Origin of the sequence: Pandoraea sp. XJJ-1 (genome assembly GCF_026802345.1) — a bacterium.
GTDB classification, from domain to species: Bacteria; Pseudomonadota; Gammaproteobacteria; order Burkholderiales; family Burkholderiaceae; genus Pandoraea; species Pandoraea cepalis.
Genome location: NZ_CP113827.1, coordinates 2,435,115 through 2,455,359, shown reverse-complemented (window position 1 = coordinate 2,455,359; position 20,245 = coordinate 2,435,115). Strand labels below are relative to the sequence as shown.

General features: G+C 61.1%; 19 protein-coding genes and 2 pseudogenes. 12 read left to right on the top strand and 9 right to left on the bottom strand.

What is annotated here, in order from left to right; translation table 11 throughout:
- Positions 1-115: 115 nt before the first annotated feature.
- The 5 genes and pseudogenes from merB to merT all read right to left on the bottom strand — a co-directional run.
- Positions 116-361 (bottom strand): annotated as a pseudogene (gene merB / locus OYT13_RS11115) (organomercurial lyase); the annotation flags it as partial.
- Between the two features lie 44 nt (positions 362-405).
- Complete coding sequence (locus tag OYT13_RS11110; protein WP_268567729.1) at positions 406-558, bottom strand: hypothetical protein; 153 nt, start codon at positions 556-558, stop codon at positions 406-408.
- 16 nt (positions 559-574) lie between these two features.
- Positions 575-2,266 (bottom strand): mercury(II) reductase, encoded by a 1,692-nt coding sequence (gene merA / locus OYT13_RS11105; RefSeq protein WP_268567728.1) that lies wholly within the window; start codon positions 2,264-2,266, stop codon positions 575-577.
- Between the two features lie 10 nt (positions 2,267-2,276).
- Positions 2,277-2,555 carry a mercury resistance system periplasmic binding protein MerP gene (gene merP, locus OYT13_RS11100; RefSeq protein WP_268567727.1) on the bottom strand — a complete coding sequence of 93 codons (279 nt, stop codon included), beginning with the start codon at positions 2,553-2,555 and terminating at the stop codon, positions 2,277-2,279.
- Between the two features lie 12 nt (positions 2,556-2,567).
- Positions 2,568-2,918: a mercuric ion transporter MerT gene (gene merT / locus OYT13_RS11095; RefSeq protein WP_268567726.1), complete on the bottom strand. Its 351-nt coding sequence runs from the start codon at positions 2,916-2,918 to the stop codon at positions 2,568-2,570.
- A gap of 71 nt (positions 2,919-2,989) precedes the next feature.
- On the opposite strand from merT, the gene merR reads away from it, so the two are divergent.
- The 4 genes and pseudogenes from merR to OYT13_RS11075 all read left to right on the top strand — a co-directional run bounded on the left by merR (position 2,990) and on the right by OYT13_RS11075 (position 6,573).
- Positions 2,990-3,445 (top strand): Hg(II)-responsive transcriptional regulator, encoded by a 456-nt coding sequence (gene merR, locus OYT13_RS11090; RefSeq protein WP_268567725.1) that lies wholly within the window; start codon positions 2,990-2,992, stop codon positions 3,443-3,445.
- Between the two features lie 146 nt (positions 3,446-3,591).
- Positions 3,592-5,271, top strand: a complete 1,680-nt coding sequence (locus OYT13_RS11085) for a phage integrase family protein (RefSeq protein ID WP_268567724.1) — start codon at positions 3,592-3,594, stop codon at positions 5,269-5,271.
- 171 nt (positions 5,272-5,442) lie between these two features.
- Positions 5,443-5,577: pseudogene (locus OYT13_RS11080) on the top strand (integrase core domain-containing protein); the annotation flags it as partial.
- A gap of 147 nt (positions 5,578-5,724) precedes the next feature.
- Positions 5,725-6,573, top strand: a complete 849-nt coding sequence (locus OYT13_RS11075; RefSeq protein ID WP_017234382.1) for a class I SAM-dependent methyltransferase — start codon at positions 5,725-5,727, stop codon at positions 6,571-6,573.
- A gap of 56 nt (positions 6,574-6,629) precedes the next feature.
- On the opposite strand, the gene OYT13_RS11070 is transcribed toward OYT13_RS11075, so the two are convergent.
- The 3 genes from OYT13_RS11070 to OYT13_RS11060 form a co-directional block, all read right to left on the bottom strand.
- Positions 6,630-7,094, bottom strand: a complete 465-nt coding sequence (locus tag OYT13_RS11070) for a hypothetical protein (protein WP_150563902.1) — start codon at positions 7,092-7,094, stop codon at positions 6,630-6,632.
- Positions 7,095-7,409: 315 nt separating this feature from the next.
- Positions 7,410-10,379 (bottom strand): Tn3 family transposase, encoded by a 2,970-nt coding sequence (locus OYT13_RS11065; protein WP_268567723.1) that lies wholly within the window; start codon positions 10,377-10,379, stop codon positions 7,410-7,412.
- A 2-nt stretch (positions 10,380-10,381) separates the two neighbouring features.
- Entirely contained in the window at positions 10,382-10,939 is a 558-nt protein-coding gene (locus OYT13_RS11060; protein WP_268567722.1) for a recombinase family protein, read from the bottom strand.
- 196 nt (positions 10,940-11,135) lie between these two features.
- Between OYT13_RS11060 and OYT13_RS11055 the strand changes: the two genes are divergently transcribed.
- The 4 genes from OYT13_RS11055 (at position 11,136) to OYT13_RS11040 (ending at position 15,664) form a co-directional block, all read left to right on the top strand.
- Entirely contained in the window at positions 11,136-12,854 is a 1,719-nt protein-coding gene (locus OYT13_RS11055; protein ID WP_013521181.1) for a Mu transposase C-terminal domain-containing protein, read from the top strand.
- Between the two features lie 2 nt (positions 12,855-12,856).
- Positions 12,857-13,765 (top strand): TniB family NTP-binding protein, encoded by a 909-nt coding sequence (locus OYT13_RS11050; RefSeq protein ID WP_011137966.1) that lies wholly within the window; start codon positions 12,857-12,859, stop codon positions 13,763-13,765.
- Entirely contained in the window at positions 13,762-14,979 is a 1,218-nt protein-coding gene (locus OYT13_RS11045; protein ID WP_011137967.1) for a TniQ family protein, read from the top strand. Before OYT13_RS11050 ends, OYT13_RS11045 begins: the two co-directional genes overlap by 4 nt.
- A gap of 76 nt (positions 14,980-15,055) precedes the next feature.
- Positions 15,056-15,664, top strand: coding sequence for a recombinase family protein (locus tag OYT13_RS11040; RefSeq protein WP_152960984.1), 609 nt, complete (start codon positions 15,056-15,058; stop codon positions 15,662-15,664).
- A 215-nt stretch (positions 15,665-15,879) separates the two neighbouring features.
- Here OYT13_RS11040 and OYT13_RS11035 read toward each other — a convergent pair whose 3' ends face one another.
- Complete coding sequence (locus tag OYT13_RS11035; protein WP_063860504.1) at positions 15,880-16,743, bottom strand: carbapenem-hydrolyzing class A beta-lactamase GES-16; 864 nt, start codon at positions 16,741-16,743, stop codon at positions 15,880-15,882.
- 179 nt (positions 16,744-16,922) lie between these two features.
- On the opposite strand from OYT13_RS11035, the gene intI1 reads away from it, so the two are divergent.
- The 4 genes from intI1 (at position 16,923) to OYT13_RS11015 (ending at position 20,243) form a co-directional block, all read left to right on the top strand.
- On the top strand, positions 16,923-17,936 hold the full coding sequence (gene intI1 / locus OYT13_RS11030) for a class 1 integron integrase IntI1 (protein ID WP_000845048.1): 1,014 nt from the start codon (positions 16,923-16,925) through the stop codon (positions 17,934-17,936).
- 465 nt (positions 17,937-18,401) lie between these two features.
- Positions 18,402-18,737: a PepSY domain-containing protein gene (locus tag OYT13_RS11025; protein WP_005797945.1), complete on the top strand. Its 336-nt coding sequence runs from the start codon at positions 18,402-18,404 to the stop codon at positions 18,735-18,737.
- A 56-nt stretch (positions 18,738-18,793) separates the two neighbouring features.
- Positions 18,794-19,390, top strand: a complete 597-nt coding sequence (locus OYT13_RS11020) for an undecaprenyl-diphosphatase (RefSeq protein ID WP_011517526.1) — start codon at positions 18,794-18,796, stop codon at positions 19,388-19,390.
- 70 nt (positions 19,391-19,460) lie between these two features.
- The gene (locus OYT13_RS11015; RefSeq protein ID WP_005797951.1) at positions 19,461-20,243 is read left to right on the top strand and encodes a COG4705 family protein; all 783 of its coding nucleotides are present in this window, start codon (positions 19,461-19,463) and stop codon (positions 20,241-20,243) included.
- Positions 20,244-20,245 lie beyond the last annotated feature (2 nt).

Below are 20,245 nucleotides of genomic sequence, written 5' to 3'. Positions count from 1 at the left end.
ACATCATCGTTTTCAAGCAGAACATTAGCGCGGCAAACAATACGCGCGCAGCGCGCGTGTGAACGACAAGGCAAATAACACCAGCAGCCCGACCACGGCGATGCCCTTGTGCTGGCTGACGAATATACTCCTGTCGCGGTGCCGGATAGCGCCAGCCGCACGATCTCGATGCCGGGGTGCGTCGCGGCCTACTGCTGGCGCAGCGCGAGGTCACGCGAGCCGTCCGATCGATCAGGATAGCGAAGAATAAGGTGTCGAAGGCGCACCACGTGTACAGACGCCGACCATCGACCTTGAATACATGTGAGGTCTCACGCAACGTCAAACCGTACCCAACGACGTTGCCAACGTCATCCCACACGGTGCAGACCGCCTGTGCGAGTACAGCGTTCACACGCCCGACGGCTAGTCCAGCGCCAGCGCGAGTGCGGCGGGAGAATCCGGCGCACCTTTGCTGAGTTCGCGCAGCAGTGCGACAAAGATATCCGCAAAGCCCTCCGAGCGGTTGGTCAGCGTCAGGCGCTCGACAAGTTCGGCCGTGAAATGTGCAAAGGTCATCGCTGTCCCCTGCGAGTTATCCGGCGCAACACGAGAGCTGCTTCACGTCCTTCGAGAAGGTCTGCGCGGCTAGCTTGAGCCCCTCGACCATCGTCAGGTACGGGAAAAGCTGGTCGGCGAGTTCCTGCACGGTCATCCTGGCGCGGATCGCGATCGCGGCCGTCTGGATGAGTTCGCCCGCCTCGGGGGCCACCGCCTGCACGCCGATAAGCCGGCCGCTGCCGGCTTCCGCCACCAGCTTGATGAAGCCGCGCGTGTCGAAGTTCACCAGCGCTCGCGGGACATTGTCGAGCGTCAGTGTGCGACTGTCGGTCTCGATGCCCGCCTGGTGCGCATGCGCCTCGCTATAGCCCACAGTTGCGACCTGTGGCTCGGTGAAGACGACTGCCGGCATCGCATCGAGATTGAGCCGCGCGTCACCGCCGGTCATATTGATCGCCGCGCGCGTGCCGGCTGCCGCCGCCACATAGACGAACTGCGGCTGACTGCTACAGTCGCCGGCGGCATAGATATCCGGTGCGCTCGTGCGCATGCCGGCGTCGATCACAATGGCGCCGCGCTCGTCGACCTGTACTCCGGCACTCGCCAGGTTCAGGGTGCCAGTGTTGGGGGCGCGGCCCGTTGCCACCAGCAACCGGTCGGCCCGCACTTCGCCGTGATTCGTGGTGAGGACGAACCTGTCATCGGCGTGTGACACCCGGCTCGCCTGGGTCTGCGTCAGCACCTCGATGTCCTCAGCGCGAAAGGCCGCCGTCACCGCTTCGCTGACCGCCGGGTCCTCCTGGTAGAGCAACGTGTGGCGGGCCAAGACAGTAACGTGACTGCCCAGCCGTGCAAACGCCTGGGCCAGCTCCAGCGCGACCACCGACGAGCCGATCACCGCGAGCCGTTTGGGGATAACGTCGCTCACCAACGCTTCGGTCGAGGTCCAGTAGGGCGTCTCCTTCAGGCCCGGAACCGGCGGCACCGCGGCGGTTGCACCCGTGGCAACCAGGCAGCGATCGAACGACAACGTGCGTTCCCCGCCGGCGGTCAGCGTGACGGCGAGCGTGTGGCCGCCCGTGAAGCGTACCTCGCCATGCAGGACGTTGATGTTCGGGTTCGATGCCAGAATGCCTTCATACTTGTCATGGCGCAGTTCGTCTACACGCGCCTGCTGCTGGGCGAGCAGGCGCGGCCGGTCGATCACTGGCGCCACGGCGCCGATCCCCGCATCGAAGGGGCTCGCCTGCCGCAGATGCCCGATGTGCGCGGCACGGATCATGATCTTGGACGGCACGCACCCGACGTTCACGCACGTGCCGCCAAGGGTGCCGCGCTCGATCAGCGTCACGCGCGCCCCAAGCTCCACGGCCTTCAATGCCGCCGCCATCGCCGCGCCACCGCTGCCGATCACGGCCACGTGCAGCGCCTGCTCACCGTCACCGCGCTTCGTATCACCGCCCAGCCAACCCAGTGCCTTGCCCATCAGGTCGACGACCGGCGTGTTCGGCGTATCGGCAACTCGTGCGCGGTAGCCGAGCGCGGCCACGGCCGCAACCAGCGGTCCCAGGCGCGCACCCGCGTCCGCCTCGATATCAGCCTGCCGTAGCGGATAGGACACCGAGGCCGAGCGCACGCCAGGCACGTTCTTCAAAGCCTCCTGGACGTGCTCGGCGCACGTCGTGCAGGTCATGCCGTCGATGTGAAGGGTGATCGCTTCGGCCATGATCACGCCCTCACTGCTTCGCTGTAGCGGGATAGCCCGCGTTCTCGGTGGCCTTGGTCAAGGCTTCGGTGCTGGTCTTGGTGTCGTCGAAGGTGACGATGGCCTCCCGCTTTTCGTATCTCACTTCGGCCTTTTTTACGCCGTCCACCTTGGTAAGTGCCTTCTTGACCGTGATCGGGCACGCGGCGCAGGTCATGCCAGGCACAGACAGGGTGACTGTCTTGGTTGCAGCCCAAGCGGGTGCGCTCAGGGCGGCGGCCAAGGCGACTAGGGTGGCGAGTTTCTTCATGGCAATCTCCTTTCAGTAGAACAGCGGCAGGACATAGGGAAAAGCGAGGGCAACCACGACCAAGGCCGCCACGATCCAGAAGATCAACTTGTAGATCGTCCGCACTCGCGGCACGGCGCACATGTCGCCCGGCTTGCAGGTTTGTACCGGCGGGAAGATGCTGCGCCAGGCGAAGAACAGCGCGACGAGCGCCGCGCCGATGAAGATCGGTCGGTACGGCTCCAGCACGGTTAGGTTGCCGATCCAGGCGCCCGAGAAGCCGAGCGCGACCAGCACGAGCGGACCGAGGCAGCAGGTCGAGGCGAGGACGGCGGCGAGGCCGCCGGCGGCCAACGCGCCGCGACCGTCCTTTGGTTCCGACATGAGGTTCTCCTTCCGGGTCTTCGGTTGATACTGTAACGTTACTTCCGTAGTCAAGTACGGAGTCAAGTACCATGAAAAACGATATGAAGAACCTGACCATCGGGGCCTTCGCCAAGGCAGCCGAGGTCAATGTGGAAACCATCCGGTTCTATCAGCGCAAGAAATTATTGCCGGAGCCCGACAAGCCCTATGGCAGCATCCGCCGCTATGGCGAGGCGGATGTAACGCGGGTACGGTTCGTGAAATCAGCCCAGCGACTGGGTTTCAGTCTGGATGAGGTCGCCCAGCTGCTGCGGCTGGAGGATGGCATCCATTGCGAGGAAGCCAGCGGTCTTGCCGAGCACAAGCTCAAGGACGTACGCGAGAAAATGGCTGACTTGGCGCGCATGGAGGCCGTACTGTCCGAGTTGGTGTGTGCCTGCCATGCGCGAAAGGGAAACTTTTCCTGCCCGTTGATTGGGTCACTGCAAGACGGAACGAACCTCGCAGTGTCGGCGCAGGGTGGTCACGGGGTGACTACGCCTTAGGATGCTTCATTTCCCGAACTCTGAGCCGACCCAAGCACATCAATAAGGGCAGCTAAATATAGAGCTATTGCGATAAGTCTTCTTATCACGATAGACGCAAATCTGTCCTAAACTGGTCTTCGTGAGAATGCGTGAGAGCATGCGCAATGCCGCCACCAATCGCCATATCCCCGGAATTCCCCGATAACGCGTCACTCGCCGCGTTGCGCGCGTGGTATGCCGGACTGAGTGCCCGCGCCGCGGTCGAGCGCTACCTGAATGACAGAAAAGCGGATGGCGCTTCCTCGCGCGGCATGCTGGGGCAGATTCGGCGTCGGTTAAGCGAGATGGCACGCCGACGTCAACGCGAGGATCTCGCCGTCGTATTCGAGCACAGTGCTGGCGAGCGAATTCGGCGCGCACGGGCTGCGAGTCAGGCGATTGAAGCGCTACGTGTATTGCCTTTGCCAGCGCCTCTGATTAGCGACGATATCGCCACGTGGCTGCCCTCGCGGGCCGTACGGGTGCTACGCGCTTACGGCATCGCGACATTGGCTGATCTGACAGTACGCATTCCGCGCCGACGTCGCTGGTGGTCCGCTGTGCCGGGGCTGGGGCAGATGAGTGCCCGAGAAATCGAGGCATTCTTCGCGCAGCACCCGCAACTCACGGAGCGCGCCCGCGCCCTGATTGTCGCTACCACCCCCAACACGGTAGTGCCTTGGGAACAATTGCGGCTTCCGCACGAGATAGATGGCTCGCAGGGGACATTTCGAGCCCCACGCAAGACGTGCACGTTGAGAGCAGCAAACGACTACGAAGCGGTCAAAGCCTGGCTTGCGCTTCATGAATCGGCAGCTACGCAACGGGCCTATCGGAAAGAAGCTGAGCGGTTAATTCTATGGGCGATCGTCGAGCGCCAGCGCCCCCTGTCTTCATTGACCATGGAGGATGCGATCGCATACCGAAGCTTCATACGCCGACCCACGCCGCGCGAGCGCTGGGTAGGTCCGCCGCGGCCGCGCATCTCGCATGAGTGGCGGCCTTTCGCGCGCGGGCTGTCCGCCGTGTCAAGTGCTTACACCTTATCTGTGCTTGCAGCGATGTACCGATGGTTGATTCAACAGCGATACGTGCTCGCCAATCCGTTTGCAGGCATCAAAGTGCGCGGAGGGGCGCGCCGCGCGTCAATCGATGCGTCACATGTATTTGGAGAAGGCGAATGGCTGCTCGTACGCACCATCGCAGACGGGCTTGAATGGTCCTATGGATGGGAAGCGCCAGCCGCCCAGCGTCTACGATTCGTCTTGGATTTTGCTTACGCTACTGGATTGCGTGCCAGTGAGCTCGTCGCAGCGACCCTCGGTAGTGTTGAGGTTGATGGCCACGGTGATCAGTGGCTCACGTTGGTCGGCAAGGGGGCTCGCACTGGCAAAGTAGCGCTGCCACCGTTGGCACGCATGGCGCTCGAACGCCATCTCTTGGAGCGTGGATTACCAACGTCACGGACACTTTGGGTCCCGATCACGTCATTGATCGGTGACCTCGGTGGAGATTCCGCCACGGGCATCACCTCGACGCGGCTATGGAGTGTGATGCGCCGGTTCTTTACCCAAGCAGCCGATATCCTCCAGACCGAGAGTCCGGCTGTCGCTGATAAATTGCGGCGCGCCAGTCCGCATTGGATGCGACACACGCACGCAACGCATGCACTGATGCGCGGAGCTGAATTGACCACGGTCAGAGACAACCTCCGGCATGCATCAATTTCAACGACGTCAATCTATCTGCACAGCGATGATGTAAAACGAGCGAAGCAGATTAGCGGAGCGTTTGCTGCGCGGTAGGTTTGACAACGGCGCCCACAAGGTGCGGAGGAGGTTCGTCAGGTGAGAATACTCCTCATCGGCATATTCGAGGAAGTCGCATTGCCGTCAGCTCCATATTACTTTTAGTGTTATGTGGCAATTTCGCCTTTATCGTGGTACGCCCCCGAGTGGTTTCGGAACCGGATCGAAGCGAGGATCGTGATCGAAGATTGGCGGACTCACTACAACGAAGTGCGTCCGCATTCGAGTTTGCAGTACCTAACACCGGCAGAATTTCGCCGGGCTAGCGAATGTAGTTCAACCACCGGGGCCGTGAGTCTCTAGACACCAGTGGTACGAAAAAACCAGTCAGGTCAGTACCAAGTTTGAAACTTACGGGCAGCGTGCCGATACTGCGCGCTCGCCGGTCTTTTCGGTAAACTGCCGGTATTTACGGGACGGACCACCGCCCGCTGCTTACTTAGTCTGCTCATGTCAAATACCCACGAAGTCCGCCCCGGCCAGTCCATCGAGCTGCTCAAGGAACTCCACATCCTCACGCGCGACGGCAAGATGAACCAGGACAGCCGGCGCAAGCTCAAGCAGGTCTATCACCTGTTCCAGTTCATCGAGCCGCTGCTCCAGGAAATCAAGACCGAGCGCGGTCGCGTAACGCTCGTCGATCACGGAGCCGGCAAGTCGTACCTGGGTTTCATCCTCTATGACCTGTTCTTCAAGGCACTCGCGGACGACTCGCATATCTACGGCATCGAAACCCGTGAGGAACTGGTCAAAACCTCGCAAGCGCTCGCCGAGCGGTTGGGTTTCACGGGAATGTCGTTCCTGAACCTGTCCGTGGCGGACTCCATCACCTCGCCGGCACTGCCGCCGACGGTCGACGTCGTCACCGCGCTGCATGCCTGCAATACCGCCACCGACGACGCGATCCGTTTCGCGCTGGCCAAGCAAGCGCGTCATATCGTGCTCGTGCCCTGTTGCCAGGCCGAGATCGCGGGCGTGCTGCGCAAAAACAAAGGCAAACAACTGGCGGGCAATCCACTCACGGAAATCTGGCGCCACCCGCTGCATACGCGTGAATTCGGCAGCCAGATCACCAACGTGCTGCGCTGCCTGCAGTTGGAGGCCCACGGCTACCACGTCAGCGTGACCGAACTGGTGGGCTGGGAACACTCAATGAAAAACGAGCTGATCATCGCGCAATACAAGAACCTGCCGCGCCGCCGCCCCGCCGAACGCCTGGACGAGGTGCTCGCTTCGCTCGGGCTGGAAGAAATGCGCGAACGTTTCTTTACCTCGCCAGCACCAGTGTCAGCGGAGTAGTCCCTACGATCTGAGGTGCGCGAAGCGCGAACAACATCGCGCCACGCGCCCTCCTCTCAACGCGCCGGTCGAACGAACCCGGAGTGCCGGTTGACTTCGTAGCGCTGAACGACGACATCTTTCTCTGCCGTCACCACATCGGCAGTGATGGTGTCGGCATCTCGCTCGACCACCTTGCCGAGTTTGAGGCGCGCGTTGCCCATGCGCTTGAGCCACCCGTCCATGTTGTTTCGGACCTGATCAACGCTCAACTTGAGATCTTCACGCTGGGCCCCCGGCCCGCCCCCGCCCGCGGCGCCAGGCCCCCAGCACGGCCCGCAGCCGCCAGGGCCCTCCATCATGCCGCCCCGCCCCATCATGCCCGGCCCGTAGCCATAACCGCCGCCCATCATGCCCGGCCCATATCCCCGCCCGCACCCCCAGTCGTCATCCTTCGGTTGGGCAAGCGCCGGGATCGCAGTGATTATCAAAACCGCTGACGACGCGATCGATAACGCGCGTTTCATGGTTCTCTTTTCCATCTCATCAATCTCCTGAACCTAAATCCTGACAGCACCAACGCGTGTACAAACCGCGCGAATGCCGGGCCAATCGTGCATGTTCAGGGTAGGCGACGCCCCAAGGCGTGCCTTGAGGCAGGTCAAACCTTTGATCGCGTCGGCCGTGCCCCGCCAACGACGTCGGTGCGCATCAAGCGTTGCCGCCGGCCGGCAGCGCGGCATGCGCGCGTGTCGATGGACGCACGGCAAACGGCGCGCCCAATGCGATGACATCGCAAGCGGCTCCTTGACATCGATCAACACGGGGTCGTCTCAGAAAACGGAAAATAAAGCACGTTAAGCCGGTGGCAGCGCTCGCAATGGCCTGAACTTCCCCGCGCCGACCTTGGCGCTGCTGCGCCAGAGGTAATCGCCGGTCAAGTTGATGTGCTCCCAGCCCAGCGGCGACAGGTATTGCAATAGCGTGTCGTCCAGCGACTTGCCGTGGCCACGCAAAGCACTGGTGGCACGCTCCAGGTAGACGGTGTTCCACAGCACGATGGCCGCCGTCACTAGGTTGAGGCCGCTGGCACGATAGCGTTGCTGTTCGAAGCTGCGGTCGCGGATTTCACCCAACCGGTAGAAGAACACGGCCCTGGCCAGCGCATTTCGCGCCTCGCCTTTGTTCAGCCCGGCATTAACGCGACGGCGAAGCTCCACACTTTGCAGCCAGTCCAGAATGAACAGCGTGCGCTCGATGCGCCCCAATTCGCGCAGGGCGACAGCCAAGCCGTTCTGGCGCGGATAGCTGCCGAGTTTCCTGAGCATCAGCGAGGCCGTCACCGTACCCTGCTTGATCGAGGTGGCCAGCCGTAAAATTTCGTCCCAATGGGCGCGAATTTGCTTAATGTTCAGCCTGTCGCTGCTAATCATCGGCTTGAGCGCGTCATAGGCGGTATCGCCCTTTGGGATGAATAGCTTGGTGTCGCCCAGGTCTCGGATACGTGGTGCGAATCGGAAGCCCAGCAAGTGCATCAAACCGAAGACATGATCGGTAAAGCCCGCTGTGTCGGTGTAGTGTTCCTCGATGCGCAAGTCTGACTCGTGGTACAGCAAGCCATCGAGCACATAGGTTGAATCGCGCACACCGACGTTGACCACCTTAGCGCTGAATGGCGCGTATTGGTCGGAGATGTGGGTGTAGAAAGTCCGTCCTGGACTGCTTCCATACTTCGGGTTGATATGCCCGGTGCTCTCTGCCTTACTGCTGGTTCTGAAGTTCTGGCCATCCGACGATGAGGTAGTGCCGTCGCCCCAGTTTCCGGCGAAGGGTTGCCGAAACTGCGCGTTCACCAGCTCGGCCAGGGCCGTCGAATACGTTTCATCCCGGATGTGCCACGCTTGCAGCCACGACAGTTTGGCGTAGGTCGTGCCAGGGCAGGACTCAGCCATTTTGGTGAGTCCAAGATTGATGCCATCAGCCAGGATCGTCGTCAGCAGCAAGGTCTTGTCCTTGGCCGTGTCACCGGTCTTCAGATGCGTGAAATGCCGGGTGAAGCCCGTCCACTCATCAACCTCCATCAGCAGTTCGGTGATCTTGACGTGCGGTAGCAGCATCGCCGACTGGTCGATCAGGGCTTGCGCGGTCTCCGGCACCGCCGCGTCCAGCGGCGTGATCTTCAGGCCGGACTCGGTAATGATGGCATCCGGCAGGTCGTTTGCCGCCGCCATGCGGTTGACGGTGGCGAGTTGCTGTTCCAGCAATTCCAGCCGGTCGTGCAAATACTGATCGCAATCCGTGGCCACTGCCAGCGGCAATTCGCTGGCCAGCTTCAGAGTGGCGAACTTCTCGACCGGCACCAGGTATTCGTCGAAGTCCTTGAACTGGCGTGACCCCTGCACCCAGACATCGCCCGAGCGCAGCGCGTTCTTCAGCTCCGACAGGGCGCACAGTTCGTAGTAGCGACGGTCGATGCCATCGTCAGTGAGCACCAGTTTGGCCCAGCGTGGCTTGACAAATTCGGTTGGTGCGTCGGCGGGCACCTTGCGGGCGTTGTCGCTGTTCATGTCGCGCAGCACCTCGATGGCATCGAGCACGCCCTTGGCGGCTGGTGCCGCCCTCAGCTTGAGCACGTCCAGGAACTGCGGGGCATAGCGGCGCAACGTGGCATAGCTCTCTCCGATGCGGTGCAAAAAGTCGAAGCCCTCAGGTTGCGCGAGCTTTTGCGCCTCCGTGACGCTGGCGGCAAAGGTGTCCCACGGCATGACGGCCTCGATGGCGGCAAACGGATCTCCTCCGCTCTGTTTGGCTTCCAGCAGGGCTTGGCCGATGCGGCCATACATCCGCACCTTGTCATTGATCGCCTTGCCAGAAGCCTGAAACTGTTGCTGATGCTTGTTCTTGGCCGCATTGAACAACTTGCCGATGATGCGATCGTGCAGGTCGATGATTTCGTCGGTGACGGTGGCCATGCCTTCAATGGCCAGCGCTACCAGAGTGGCATAGCGTCGTTGCACCTCGAACTTGGCTAGGTCGGCGGGCGTCATCTGTCCACCCTCACGGGCGATTTTGAGCAGGCGGTTTTGGTGAACCTGCCGCTCGATGCCTGCGGGCAGGTCAAGAGCCTGCCAGGCTTTGAGGCGCTTGATGTGTTCGAGCATGTGCCGGGAATTTGGCTTGACGGGCGACTGGCGCAGCCATGCCAGCCACGTCACTTTGCTGCCGTCCTTGCGCTTGAGAAGTTCGTCCAGGCGCTGACGGTGGGGCGGCAACAAAGAATCGGTCAACGCCTCGTAAATACGTCGGTTGGCACGGGTGATGGCCTCGGCGCTCGCGCGCTCGATAGCATTCATGGCGGGCAAGATGATGGTCTGCCGCCGCAGGTTTTCGACAAGGGTGCGGGCCAGCACAATGCCTTTGTCAGTCTGCAAGGCCAGCTCGGTCAATGTGTGCACCGCTTGCCGATAGTGGCTCATGGTGAATGACTTGAACCCAAACACAGTTTGCAGCTCGACCAGGTGCTCGCGCCGTGTCTGCTCGCGTTGGCCGTACACATCCCAACTTTCCACCGGCACCTTGAGCTGTGTCGCCACCATGCGCAGCAAGGGCGCAAACGGCGACTCATCGACACCCAGGATGACGCCAGGGAATCGCAGGTAGCAAAGCTGGATGGCAAAGCCCAGCCGGTTCGCTGGCCCGCGACGCTGGCGAATGATCGACAGATCGGTTTCGTTGAACGTGTACTGCCGGATCAGTTCGTCCTTGGCATCTGGCAATGCGAGCAGGCTTTCGCGCTCGGTGGCGGACAGAATTGAGCGGCGCGGCATGGTCAGTCTTCCCGCAGGTACTGGTACAAGGTTTCACGGCTGATGCCGAAATCACGGGCCACCAAGGTTTTTTGATCGCCAGCCGCGACTCGCCGTTTCAACTCGGTAATTTGTTCGCTGTTTAGCGATTTCTTTCGTCCCCGGTAGGCACCGCGCTGTTTGGCAAGCACGATCCCCTCGCGCTGGCGTTCGCGGATCAGTGCGCGCTCGAACTCCGCAAAAGCACCCATGACCGACAGCATCAGATTGGCCATCGGCGAGTCCTCGCCGGTGAACGTCAAGCCTTCTTTGACAAACTCCATGCGCACGCCCCGTTGTGTCAGCCCTTGAACGATGCGGCGCAGGTCATCAAGGTTGCGTGCCAGCCTATCCATGCTGTGCACCACCACGGTATCGCCCTCGCGGACGAAGGCCAGCAGCCTTTCAAGTTCGGGACGCTGGGTGTCCTTGCCAGAAGCCTTGTCGGTGAACACCCGAGCCACCTGAACACCCTCCAATTGCCGTTCCGGGTTCTGGTCGAAGCTGCTGACGCGGACATAGCCGATGCGTTGACCTTGCAAGATGCCTCCAAAGGTAAAAGTGTCAGAATGAAATCTATTACCCTTGGCTGAATATGTCAACAAATAAGAATTTACACTCTATTCTGACGGTTGTCATTTTCAGAAGACGACTGCACCATTCAGCGCGGTTTGAAGCCTCTTGTGCATACGGCTCCTGACAGCCAGATATCAGGACTCCTCTGCACGAAACTCGTCTATGCTCAATACTCGTGTGCACCAAAGCGAGATGAGCATGGCGACCGATACCGCACCGATTACCGAGCACGGCGTGGCCACCCTGCCAGAACAGGCATGGGAGCGTGCGCGTCGTCGCGCGGAGATCATTGGGCCGTTGGCGCAGTCGGAGACGGTTGGGCATGAAGCGGCCGACGCGGCAGCCCAGGCATTGGGGCTGTCCCGGCGGCAGGTCTACGTCCTGATCCGCCGTGCCCGGCTAGGATCGGGGCTGGTCACTGACTTGGCTCTTGGGCAGTCGAGCGGTGGCAAAGGTAAAGGCCGCTTGCCGGAGTCGGTCGAACGAATCATCCGCGAGTTACTGCAAAAGCGCTTCCTGACCAAGCAGAAGCGTAGCTTGGCGGCGTTCCACCGCGAAGTTGTGCGGGCGTGCAAGCTGCAAAAGCTGCGGGTGCCGGCGCGCAACACGGTGGCTCTGCGGATCGCCGGCCTCGATCCGCGCGAGGTCACTCACCGCCGGGAAGGACAAGATGCCGCCCGCGACCTGCAAGGTGTTGGTGGTGTTCCGCCACCCGTCTCCGCGCCGCTGGAGCAGGTGCAGATCGACCACACAGTCATCGACCTGATCGTGGTGGACGAGCGCGACCGGCAACCGATTGGCCGTCCATACCTGACCCTCGCCATCGACGTATTCACCCGCTGCGTGGTTGGCATGGTCGTTACGCTGGAAGCCCCGTCCGCCGTCTCGGTCGGCTTGTGCTTGGTGCATGCCGCCTGCGACAAGCGCCCTTGGTTGGAAGGGTTGAACGTAGAGATGGATTGGCCGATGAGCGGCAAGCCCAGACTGCTCTACTTGGACAACGCGGCTGAGTTCAAGAGCGAGGCGCTGCGCCGTGGCTGCGAGCAGCATGGCATCCGGTTGGACTATCGCCCGCTCGGGCAGCCGCACTACGGCGGTATCGTGGAACGGATCATCGGCACGGCGATGCAGATGATCCACGACGAATTGCCGGGGACGACCTTCTCCAATCCTGACCAGCGCGGGGAATACGCCTCCGAGAAGATGGCCGCCCTGACACTGCGCGAGCTGGAGCGCTGGCTCACATTGGCGGTCGGCACCTATCACGGCTCCGTGCACAACGGCCTGCTCCAACCGCCGGCCGCGCGCTGGGCCGAAGCTATCACGCGGACCGGCGTGCCAACCGTCATCACTCGCGCTACGGCTTTTCTGGTCGATTTTCTGCCCATCATCCGCCGCACGCTGACCCGCACCGGCTTCGTCATCGACCACATCCACTACTACGCCGATGCGCTCAAGCCGTGGATAGCTCGGCGGGACCGCTTGCCTGCGTTCCTGATCCGGCGCGACCCGCGCGACATCAGCCGCATATGGGTGCTGGAACCAGAGGGGCAGCACTACCTGGAAATTCCCTACCGTACCTTGTCGCACCCGGCTGTCACCCTATGGGAACAACGGCAGGCGCTGGCGAAATTACGGCAGCAAGGGCGCGAACAGGTGGATGAGTCAGCGCTGTTCCGCATGATCGGCCAGATGCGAGAAATCGTGACCACCGCGCAGAAAGCTACGCGCAAGGCGCGGCGCGACGCGGATCGACGCCAGCATCTCAAGGCAACGGCACCGCCTGTCAAAACCACGCCACCACCAGATGCGGACATGGCTGACCCACAGGCCGACAACCAGCCGCCGGCCAAACCGTTCGACCAGATTGAGGAGTGGTAGCCGTGGACGAATATCCCATCATCGACTTGTCACACCTGCTGCCAGCGGCACAGGGGCTGGCTCGGCTGCCGGCGGACGAGCGCATCCAGCGCCTTCGCGCCGACCGCTGGATCGGCTATCCGCGCGCGGTCGAGGCGCTGAACCGGCTGGAAACCCTGTATGCGTGGCCAAACAAGCAACGCATGCCCAACCTGCTGCTGGTCGGCCCGACCAACAACGGCAAGTCGATGATCGTCGAGAAGTTCCGGCGCACGCATCCGGCCAGCGCCGACGCCGACCAGGAGCACATTCCGGTACTGGTCGTGCAGATGCCATCCGAACCGTCGGTAATCCGCTTCTACGTCGCGCTGCTCGCGGCGATGGGTGCGCCATTGCGACCGCGCCCACGGCTGCCAGAAATGGAACAACTGGCGCTGGCACTGCTGCGCAAGGTCGGCGTGCGCATGCTGGTGATCGACGAGTTGCACAACGTCCTGGCCGGTAACAGCGTCAACCGCCGGGAATTTCTCAATCTCCTGCGCTTCCTCGGCAATGAACTGCGCATCCCACTGGTCGGGGTCGGCACGCGCGACGCCTACCTGGTCATCCGCTCCGATGACCAGTTGGAAAATCGCTTCGAGCCGATGATGCTGCCGGTATGGGAGGCCAACGACGATTGCTGCTCACTGCTGGCCAGCTTCGCCGCTTCGCTTCCACTGCGGCGCCCCTCGTCGATTGCCACGCTGGACATGGCCCGCTACCTGCTCACACGCAGCGAAGGCACCATCGGCGAACTGACGCACTTGCTGATGGCGGCAGCCCTCGCCGCCGTGGAGAGCGGCGAGGAAGCGATCAACCATCGCACGCTGAGCATGGCCGATTACACCGGCCCCAGCGAGCGGCGTCGGCAATTCGAGCGGGAACTGATGTGAAGCCAGCGCCACGCTGGCCACTGCATCCGGCTCCCAGGGAAGGTGAAGCCTTGTCTTCGTGGCTCAACCGCGTGGCCCTTTGCTATCACATAGAGGTGTCCGAGCTGCTGGAGCACGATCTTGGTCACGGTCAGGTTGATGACCTGGACACCGCGCCACCACTGGCGCTGCTGGCGATGCTTTCCCAGCGGAGCGGCATCGAACTGAACCGGCTGCGTTGCATGAGCTTTGCCGGCTGGGTGCCTTGGCTACTGGACAGCCTTGATGATCAGATTCCAGATGCATTGGAGACCTATGCGTTCCAGCTCTCGGTGTTGCTGCCGACACACCGCCGTAAGACGCGATCCATCACGAGCTGGCGTGCCTGGCTGCCCAGCCAGCCGATACACCGCGCCTGTCCGCTATGCCTGAACGATCCGGAGAACCAAGCCGTACTGCTCGCGTGGAAGCTGCCCCTGATGCTGAGCTGCCCGCTGCATGGCTGCCGGCTGGAATCCTATTGGGGCGTGCCAGGGCGGTTTCTAGGCTGGGAGAACGCCGACGCCGAACCGCGCACCGCCAGCGACGCGATTGCGGCGATGGACCAGCGTACCTGGCAGGCACTGACGACCGGTCACCTGGAGCTGCCGCGCCGACGCATCCATGCCGGATTGTGGTTTCGGCTGCTACGCACGCTGCTCGATGAGCTGAACACACCGCTTTCGGCGTGCGGAACCTACGCGGGGTATCTCCGCCAAGTCTGGGAAGGCTGCGGGCATCCGCTGCGTGCTGGGCAAAGTCTGTGGCGACCGTATGAAACCCTGAATCCGGCAGTACGGTTGCAGATGCTGGAGGCGGCGGCAACGGCAATCAGCTTGATTGAGGTGAGGTACATAAGCCCGCCAGGCGAGCAGGCAAAGCTGTTCTGGTCCGAGCCCCAAACAGGGTTCACCAGTGGCCTGCCGACGAAAGCGCCGAAGCCCGAACCCATCAATCACTGGCAGCGTGCAGTCCAGGCCATCGACGAGGCCATCATTGAAGCGCGGCACAACCCCGAGACGGCACGCTCGCTGTTCGCGTTGGCTTCCTATGGTCGGCGCGACCCCGCTTCCCTGGAACAGTTGCGCGCCACCTTCGCGAAGGAAGGCATCGCCACGGAATTTCTGTCACATTATGAGCCTGACGGATCCTTTGCATGTCTTAGACAGAATGACGGGTTAAGTGACAAATTTTGACGACCTTAACTTTCCGGCGCACACTGTCACATAATCGAACGTATACGTGACGGGTGAAAAGGTGCTGATCGGCTACATGCGGGTATCGAAGGCGGACGGATCCCAGTCCACCAATTTGCAACGCGATGCGCTCATCGCCGCTGGTGTGAGCCTTGCGCACCTTTACGAGGATCTGGCCTCGGGCAGGCGCGATGATCGCCCAGGGTTGGCTGCTTGCCTGAAGGCGCTTCGTGAAGGGGACACGCTGATCGTGTGGAAGCTCGATCGGCTTGGCCGTGATCTGCGCCACCTGATCAACACCGTGCACGACCTAACTGCGCGTAGCGTGGGCCTGAAGGTCCTGACCGGTCACGGTGCGGCGGTCGACACGACGACTGCCGCCGGCAAGCTTGTGTTCGGTATTTTTGCCGCGCTGGCCGAGTTCGAGCGTGAGTTGATTTCCGAGCGAACAGTCGCTGGACTTATCTCGGCGCGCGCTCGCGGCAGGAAAGGGGGGCGCCCCTTCAAGATGACCGCCGCCAAGCTACGCCTGGCGATGGCCAGCATGGGGCAACCGGAAACCAAGGTGGGCGATCTCTGCGAAGAACTCGGGATTACCCGGCAGACGCTCTACCGGCACGTGTCGCCCAAGGGCGAACTGCGGCCAGACGGCGTAAAGCTGCTCTCCCTCGGTTCAGCCGCATAAATGGAGGCGACCTGGAACGGGGCGCTGTTCAGTGCGGCAACGATCCGATTACCGGTGTCGACCCAGAGCAGCCGTAGAGCTTTTGGGAAAGCTGTCGTTCAACGCCTGAGTTAAGCCGCGGTGCGCAGTGGCAAGCGGCGTGCGAAGCTTAGCGTAGCACGCAAGCGCCGCCACGAAGCAACGTCGGCTTGAACGAATTGTTAGACGGGCGTCAACTATTTGTCCGTGCTCAGGATGAGTTGTGTAATAACTTGACCGACAGAGGCAACTAATTCGTCACGTTCTACGGCCGATAGTTTCGGGGCCGTTGTATACACCGCTACAGCGTAATCTCTCTCCTGGGCTTTAAAAAAACCAATGTCGTTCCGGCCCCCGTTGGCGCAGGTACCAGTTTTCTCTCCAACAACCCAATCTTTAGGAAAACCCGCTCGTAGCGTCGCGTCTCCCGTTTGGTTTCCGATCAGCCACCTCTCAATGGTGTGGGTCGAGGTGGACGTCAGTGCGCCGCCATAGAGGACTTTAGCCACAGTACGTGCCATAGCAATAGGCGTAGTTGTATCTCTGAGGTCGCCAGGTGTGTTGTCGCTCATCTCCGGCTCTTTCCGGTCTAGCCGACTCACAGAGTCGCCAATTTTACGAAAATACTGCGTCATTGCAGCAGGTCCGCCAATTTCTCTCAGTAAGAGGTTAGTAGCCCCATTGTCGCTAAGCTGCACCGCAGCTTGCGCTGCCTCGAGAACCGTCATGTGTCCCGATGCTAGAAACCGCTCCGTGGCAGGAGACCATTCGACGATCATGTCCGGCCCATATGAAAGTTTTCGATCCCCCCGCTCGGTGCCTGAGTCAATTCTTTCAAAGACCAGCGCGGCTAGCGGAAACTTGAACGTTGAGCACATTGCAAAACGCTGCGCCATTCGGTGGCCCGCGACGATCTCTCCTTGGGGATCGACGATCGCAACACCGATCTCAGCTGCTTTTTCGCGCTCTAGCTTCTCAAGATCGGTCTTGAAGGTTAATTTTTCCGACGCATATGCAGAGTGAGCGATCCCTGCCAGTAATAGTGCGTGAATGAAGCGCATGGTGATCCCTTGAGATGGAAATTATCTTTGTACGCCCGTCTAACTTTGTTTTAGGGCGACTGCCCTGCTGCGTAACATCGTTGCTGCTCCATAACATCAAACATCGACCCACGGCGTAACGCGCTTGCTGCTTGGATGCCCGAGGCATAGACTGTACAAAAAAACAGTCATAACAAGCCATGAAAACCGCCACTGCGCCGTTACCACCGCTGCGTTCGGTCAAGGTTCTGGACCAGTTGCGTGAGCGCATACGCTACTTGCATTACAGCTTACGAACCGAACAGGCTTATGTCCACTGGGTTCGTGCCTTCATCCGTTTCCACGGTGTGCGTCACCCGGCAACCTTGGGCAGCAGCGAAGTCGAGGCATTTCTGTCCTGGCTGGCGAACGAGCGCAAGGTTTCGGTCTCCACGCATCGTCAGGCATTGGCGGCCTTGCTGTTCTTCTACGGCAAGGTGCTGTGCACGGATCTGCCCTGGCTTCAGGAGATCGGAAGACCTCGGCCGTCGCGGCGCTTGCCGGTGGTGCTGACCCCGGATGAAGTGGTTCGCATCCTCGGTTTTCTGGAAGGCGAGCATCGTTTGTTCGCCCAGCTTCTGTATGGAACGGGCATGCGGATCAGTGAGGGTTTGCAACTGCGGGTCAAGGATCTGGATTTCGATCACGGCACGATCATCGTGCGGGAGGGCAAGGGCTCCAAGGATCGGGCCTTGATGTTACCCGAGAGCTTGGCACCCAGCCTGCGCGAGCAGCTGTCGCGTGCACGGGCATGGTGGCTGAAGGACCAGGCCGAGGGCCGCAGCGGCGTTGCGCTTCCCGACGCCCTTGAGCGGAAGTATCCGCGCGCCGGGCATTCCTGGCCGTGGTTCTGGGTTTTTGCGCAGCACACGCATTCGACCGATCCACGGAGCGGTGTCGTGCGTCGCCATCACATGTATGACCAGACCTTTCAGCGCGCCTTCAAACGTGCCGTAGAACAAGCAGGCATCACGAAGCCCGCCACACCGCACACCCTCCGCCACTCGTTCGCGACGGCCTTGCTCCGCAGCGGTTACGACATTCGAACCGTGCAGGATCTGCTCGGCCATTCCGACGTCTCTACGACGATGATTTACACGCATGTGCTGAAAGTTGGCGGTGCCGGAGTGCGCTCACCGCTTGATGCGCTGCCGCCCCTCACTAGTGAGAGGTAGGGCAGCGCAAGTCAATCCTGGCGGATTCACTACCCCTGCGCGAAGGCCATCGGTGCCGCATCGAACGGCCGGTTGCGGAAAGTCCTCCCTGCGTCCGCTGATGGCCGGCAGCAGCCCGTCGTTGCCTGATGGATCCAACCCCTCCGCTGCTATAGTGCAGTCGGCTTCTGACGTTCAGTGCAGCCGTCTTCTGAAAACGACATCTTGCCTGGGAAGTAGCCGTTGCGGCTGGTCATGGGTTCCTCCGGTCATTTTGGGTATACGCAAAGTGTCCGGTCATGCTACCCCCGGCCAAAAAGGCCGTCATGCGATTTATCTGTCATTTTCAGAAGACGACTGCACCAATTATTAGAAGTCGATAACACTACATCGGCGAGAGCGAAAACTTCCCGGCTCAGTGCGAGCTAAGTCTGCCTGCGTACCTTCTCCACTGTGCAAATCCCTGCACTCTTCTGGAGAAGCATCATGTACCGCTACACCAAACTTTCCCTTCTGGCCGTCGCCATCGCTGCAACCGGCGCGGTCGCCTACGCCGCCAATGGCGGTATGGAAAACGACGCCCTGGCAATCAGCAAGGCCAAGATTCCCCTCACACAGGCGGTCACCGTCGCCGAGCAGCACGCCAATGGCAAGGCGTCACGCGCCGAGTACGAGAACTCGAAGCAAGGCTGGGTCTACGACGTGGAAGTCGTCAGCGGGGCCAAGGTCTTCGATGTCCGGGTCGATGCCGACAAGGGCACGGTCATCTCGTCTGCCGAGGACAAGGCGGATCACGATGATGACCACGACAAGCGGGACTGACTCCCGACAGTATGGCCGGATCGTTTCCCTCGGAGGCGATCCGGCCCGGAGACCTCATGGAATCACTCAACCATACATTTTTTCTCTGGCTCAACGCACCGGAGCATCCCAGTGCTTTGGCTCTGACGTTGGCCACCTTCTTTGCCGAACAGCTCATCTGGGCGGTTCCACTCCTGATCGGCATCGGCTGGCTTCGCGGCGGCGAGCCTACCCGCAAGACGATGCTCGTTGCTAGCGCATCGGGATTGCTGGGCCTGCTCATCAACCAGATCATCGGCCTGGCTTGGTTGCATCCTCGACCTTTCATGATCGGCCTGGGTCACACCCTCATCCCTCATGTTGCCGATTCGTCTTTCCCAAGCGATCACCTGACGCTGTGGTGGGCGGTTGCCTTCAGCCTCGCGCTGCAACGAGGCCCACGAATTGCAGGCGTGACTTTGGCTTTGCTGGGCGTTCCCATTGCCTGGGCGCGCATCTACCTTGGAGTGCACTTCCCATTCGACATGCTCGGGGCCATCGCCGTTGCTGCAATCTGTGCCTGGCTGACGTTACGTGAAGCACACTGGTATCTATTGCCAAGTTATCAACTTTCCACCGGAATCCATCGGCGGCTTTTCAGCGGGTTGATCGCGCTTGGATGGGTGCGCGAGTGAGCCTATGGGCGGGCTAAGTCAGCATGTTCAAACTGCTGGCAAACCATTTCACCCCCGGCAGGAGAACACCATGAACAAATTGCCCACGAGCAGCACCACTGGCTGGCTCAATAAAGTCCCGGAAGTCGCGCTGTCGTTCTGGATCATCAAGATCATGTCCACCACGGTGGGCGAGACGGGAGCCGATTTCCTGGCGGTCAACGCAGGGTGGGGGCAAGGCGTGACTCGAACCGTCATGGCTGCCCTGTTGGCGGCCGCCTTGTTCATGCAGTTGCGCACCCGACGCTATACCCCTTGGATTTACTGGCTGACGGTGGTACTGGTCAGCGTGGTCGGCACCCAGATCACCGATCTGCTGACCGATGGCCTTGGCGTCAGCCTGTACATCAGCACCTCGGCGTTCGCCGTTGCGCTCGCCGCGATCTTCTTCGTCTGGTATCGGATCGAGCGCACCCTGTCCATTCACGACATTGTGACGCGCAGCCGGGAGCTGTTCTATTGGGCTGCCATCCTCTGCACGTTCGCGCTGGGCACGGCTGCTGGCGATTTGGCGACCGAGGCATTGGGCTTGGGCTTTACCTGGGGCGCGGTGGCGTTCGGTGTGCTGATTGGCATCACCTATACCGCCTGGCGCATGGGCGGCAACGCCGTTCTGACCTTCTGGATCGCCTACATCTTGACCCGCCCCTTCGGGGCCGCACTCGGCGACTTGCTGACGCAGGCCAAGACTTATGGTGGCCTTGGCATGGGTGCCATGTGGACAAGCGCCTTGTTCCTCACGGTGATCGTCATGCTGGTGGCCGTCGCGCAGATCGGCATGAATGGACGCCGCTCGGCCCAGCTCGTCGAATAACC

Coding starts and splice junctions, on each gene's coding strand:
- OYT13_RS11110 (WP_268567729.1), bottom strand. CDS start 558: ATGACCTTTGCACATTTCACGGCCGAACTTGTCGAGCGCCTGACGCTG.
- merA (WP_268567728.1), bottom strand. CDS start 2,266: ATGGCCGAAGCGATCACCCTTCACATCGACGGCATGACCTGCACGACG.
- merP (WP_268567727.1), bottom strand. CDS start 2,555: ATGAAGAAACTCGCCACCCTAGTCGCCTTGGCCGCCGCCCTGAGCGCA.
- merT (WP_268567726.1), bottom strand. CDS start 2,918: ATGTCGGAACCAAAGGACGGTCGCGGCGCGTTGGCCGCCGGCGGCCTC.
- merR (WP_268567725.1), top strand. CDS start 2,990: ATGAAAAACGATATGAAGAACCTGACCATCGGGGCCTTCGCCAAGGCA.
- OYT13_RS11085 (WP_268567724.1), top strand. CDS start 3,592: ATGCCGCCACCAATCGCCATATCCCCGGAATTCCCCGATAACGCGTCA.
- OYT13_RS11075 (WP_017234382.1), top strand. CDS start 5,725: ATGTCAAATACCCACGAAGTCCGCCCCGGCCAGTCCATCGAGCTGCTC.
- OYT13_RS11070 (WP_150563902.1), bottom strand. CDS start 7,094: ATGGAAAAGAGAACCATGAAACGCGCGTTATCGATCGCGTCGTCAGCG.
- OYT13_RS11065 (WP_268567723.1), bottom strand. CDS start 10,379: ATGCCGCGCCGCTCAATTCTGTCCGCCACCGAGCGCGAAAGCCTGCTC.
- OYT13_RS11055 (WP_013521181.1), top strand. CDS start 11,136: ATGCTCAATACTCGTGTGCACCAAAGCGAGATGAGCATGGCGACCGAT.
- OYT13_RS11040 (WP_152960984.1), top strand. CDS start 15,056: ATGCGGGTATCGAAGGCGGACGGATCCCAGTCCACCAATTTGCAACGC.
- OYT13_RS11035 (WP_063860504.1), bottom strand. CDS start 16,743: ATGCGCTTCATTCACGCACTATTACTGGCAGGGATCGCTCACTCTGCA.
- intI1 (WP_000845048.1), top strand. CDS start 16,923: ATGAAAACCGCCACTGCGCCGTTACCACCGCTGCGTTCGGTCAAGGTT.
- OYT13_RS11025 (WP_005797945.1), top strand. CDS start 18,402: ATGTACCGCTACACCAAACTTTCCCTTCTGGCCGTCGCCATCGCTGCA.
- OYT13_RS11020 (WP_011517526.1), top strand. CDS start 18,794: ATGGAATCACTCAACCATACATTTTTTCTCTGGCTCAACGCACCGGAG.
- OYT13_RS11015 (WP_005797951.1), top strand. CDS start 19,461: ATGAACAAATTGCCCACGAGCAGCACCACTGGCTGGCTCAATAAAGTC.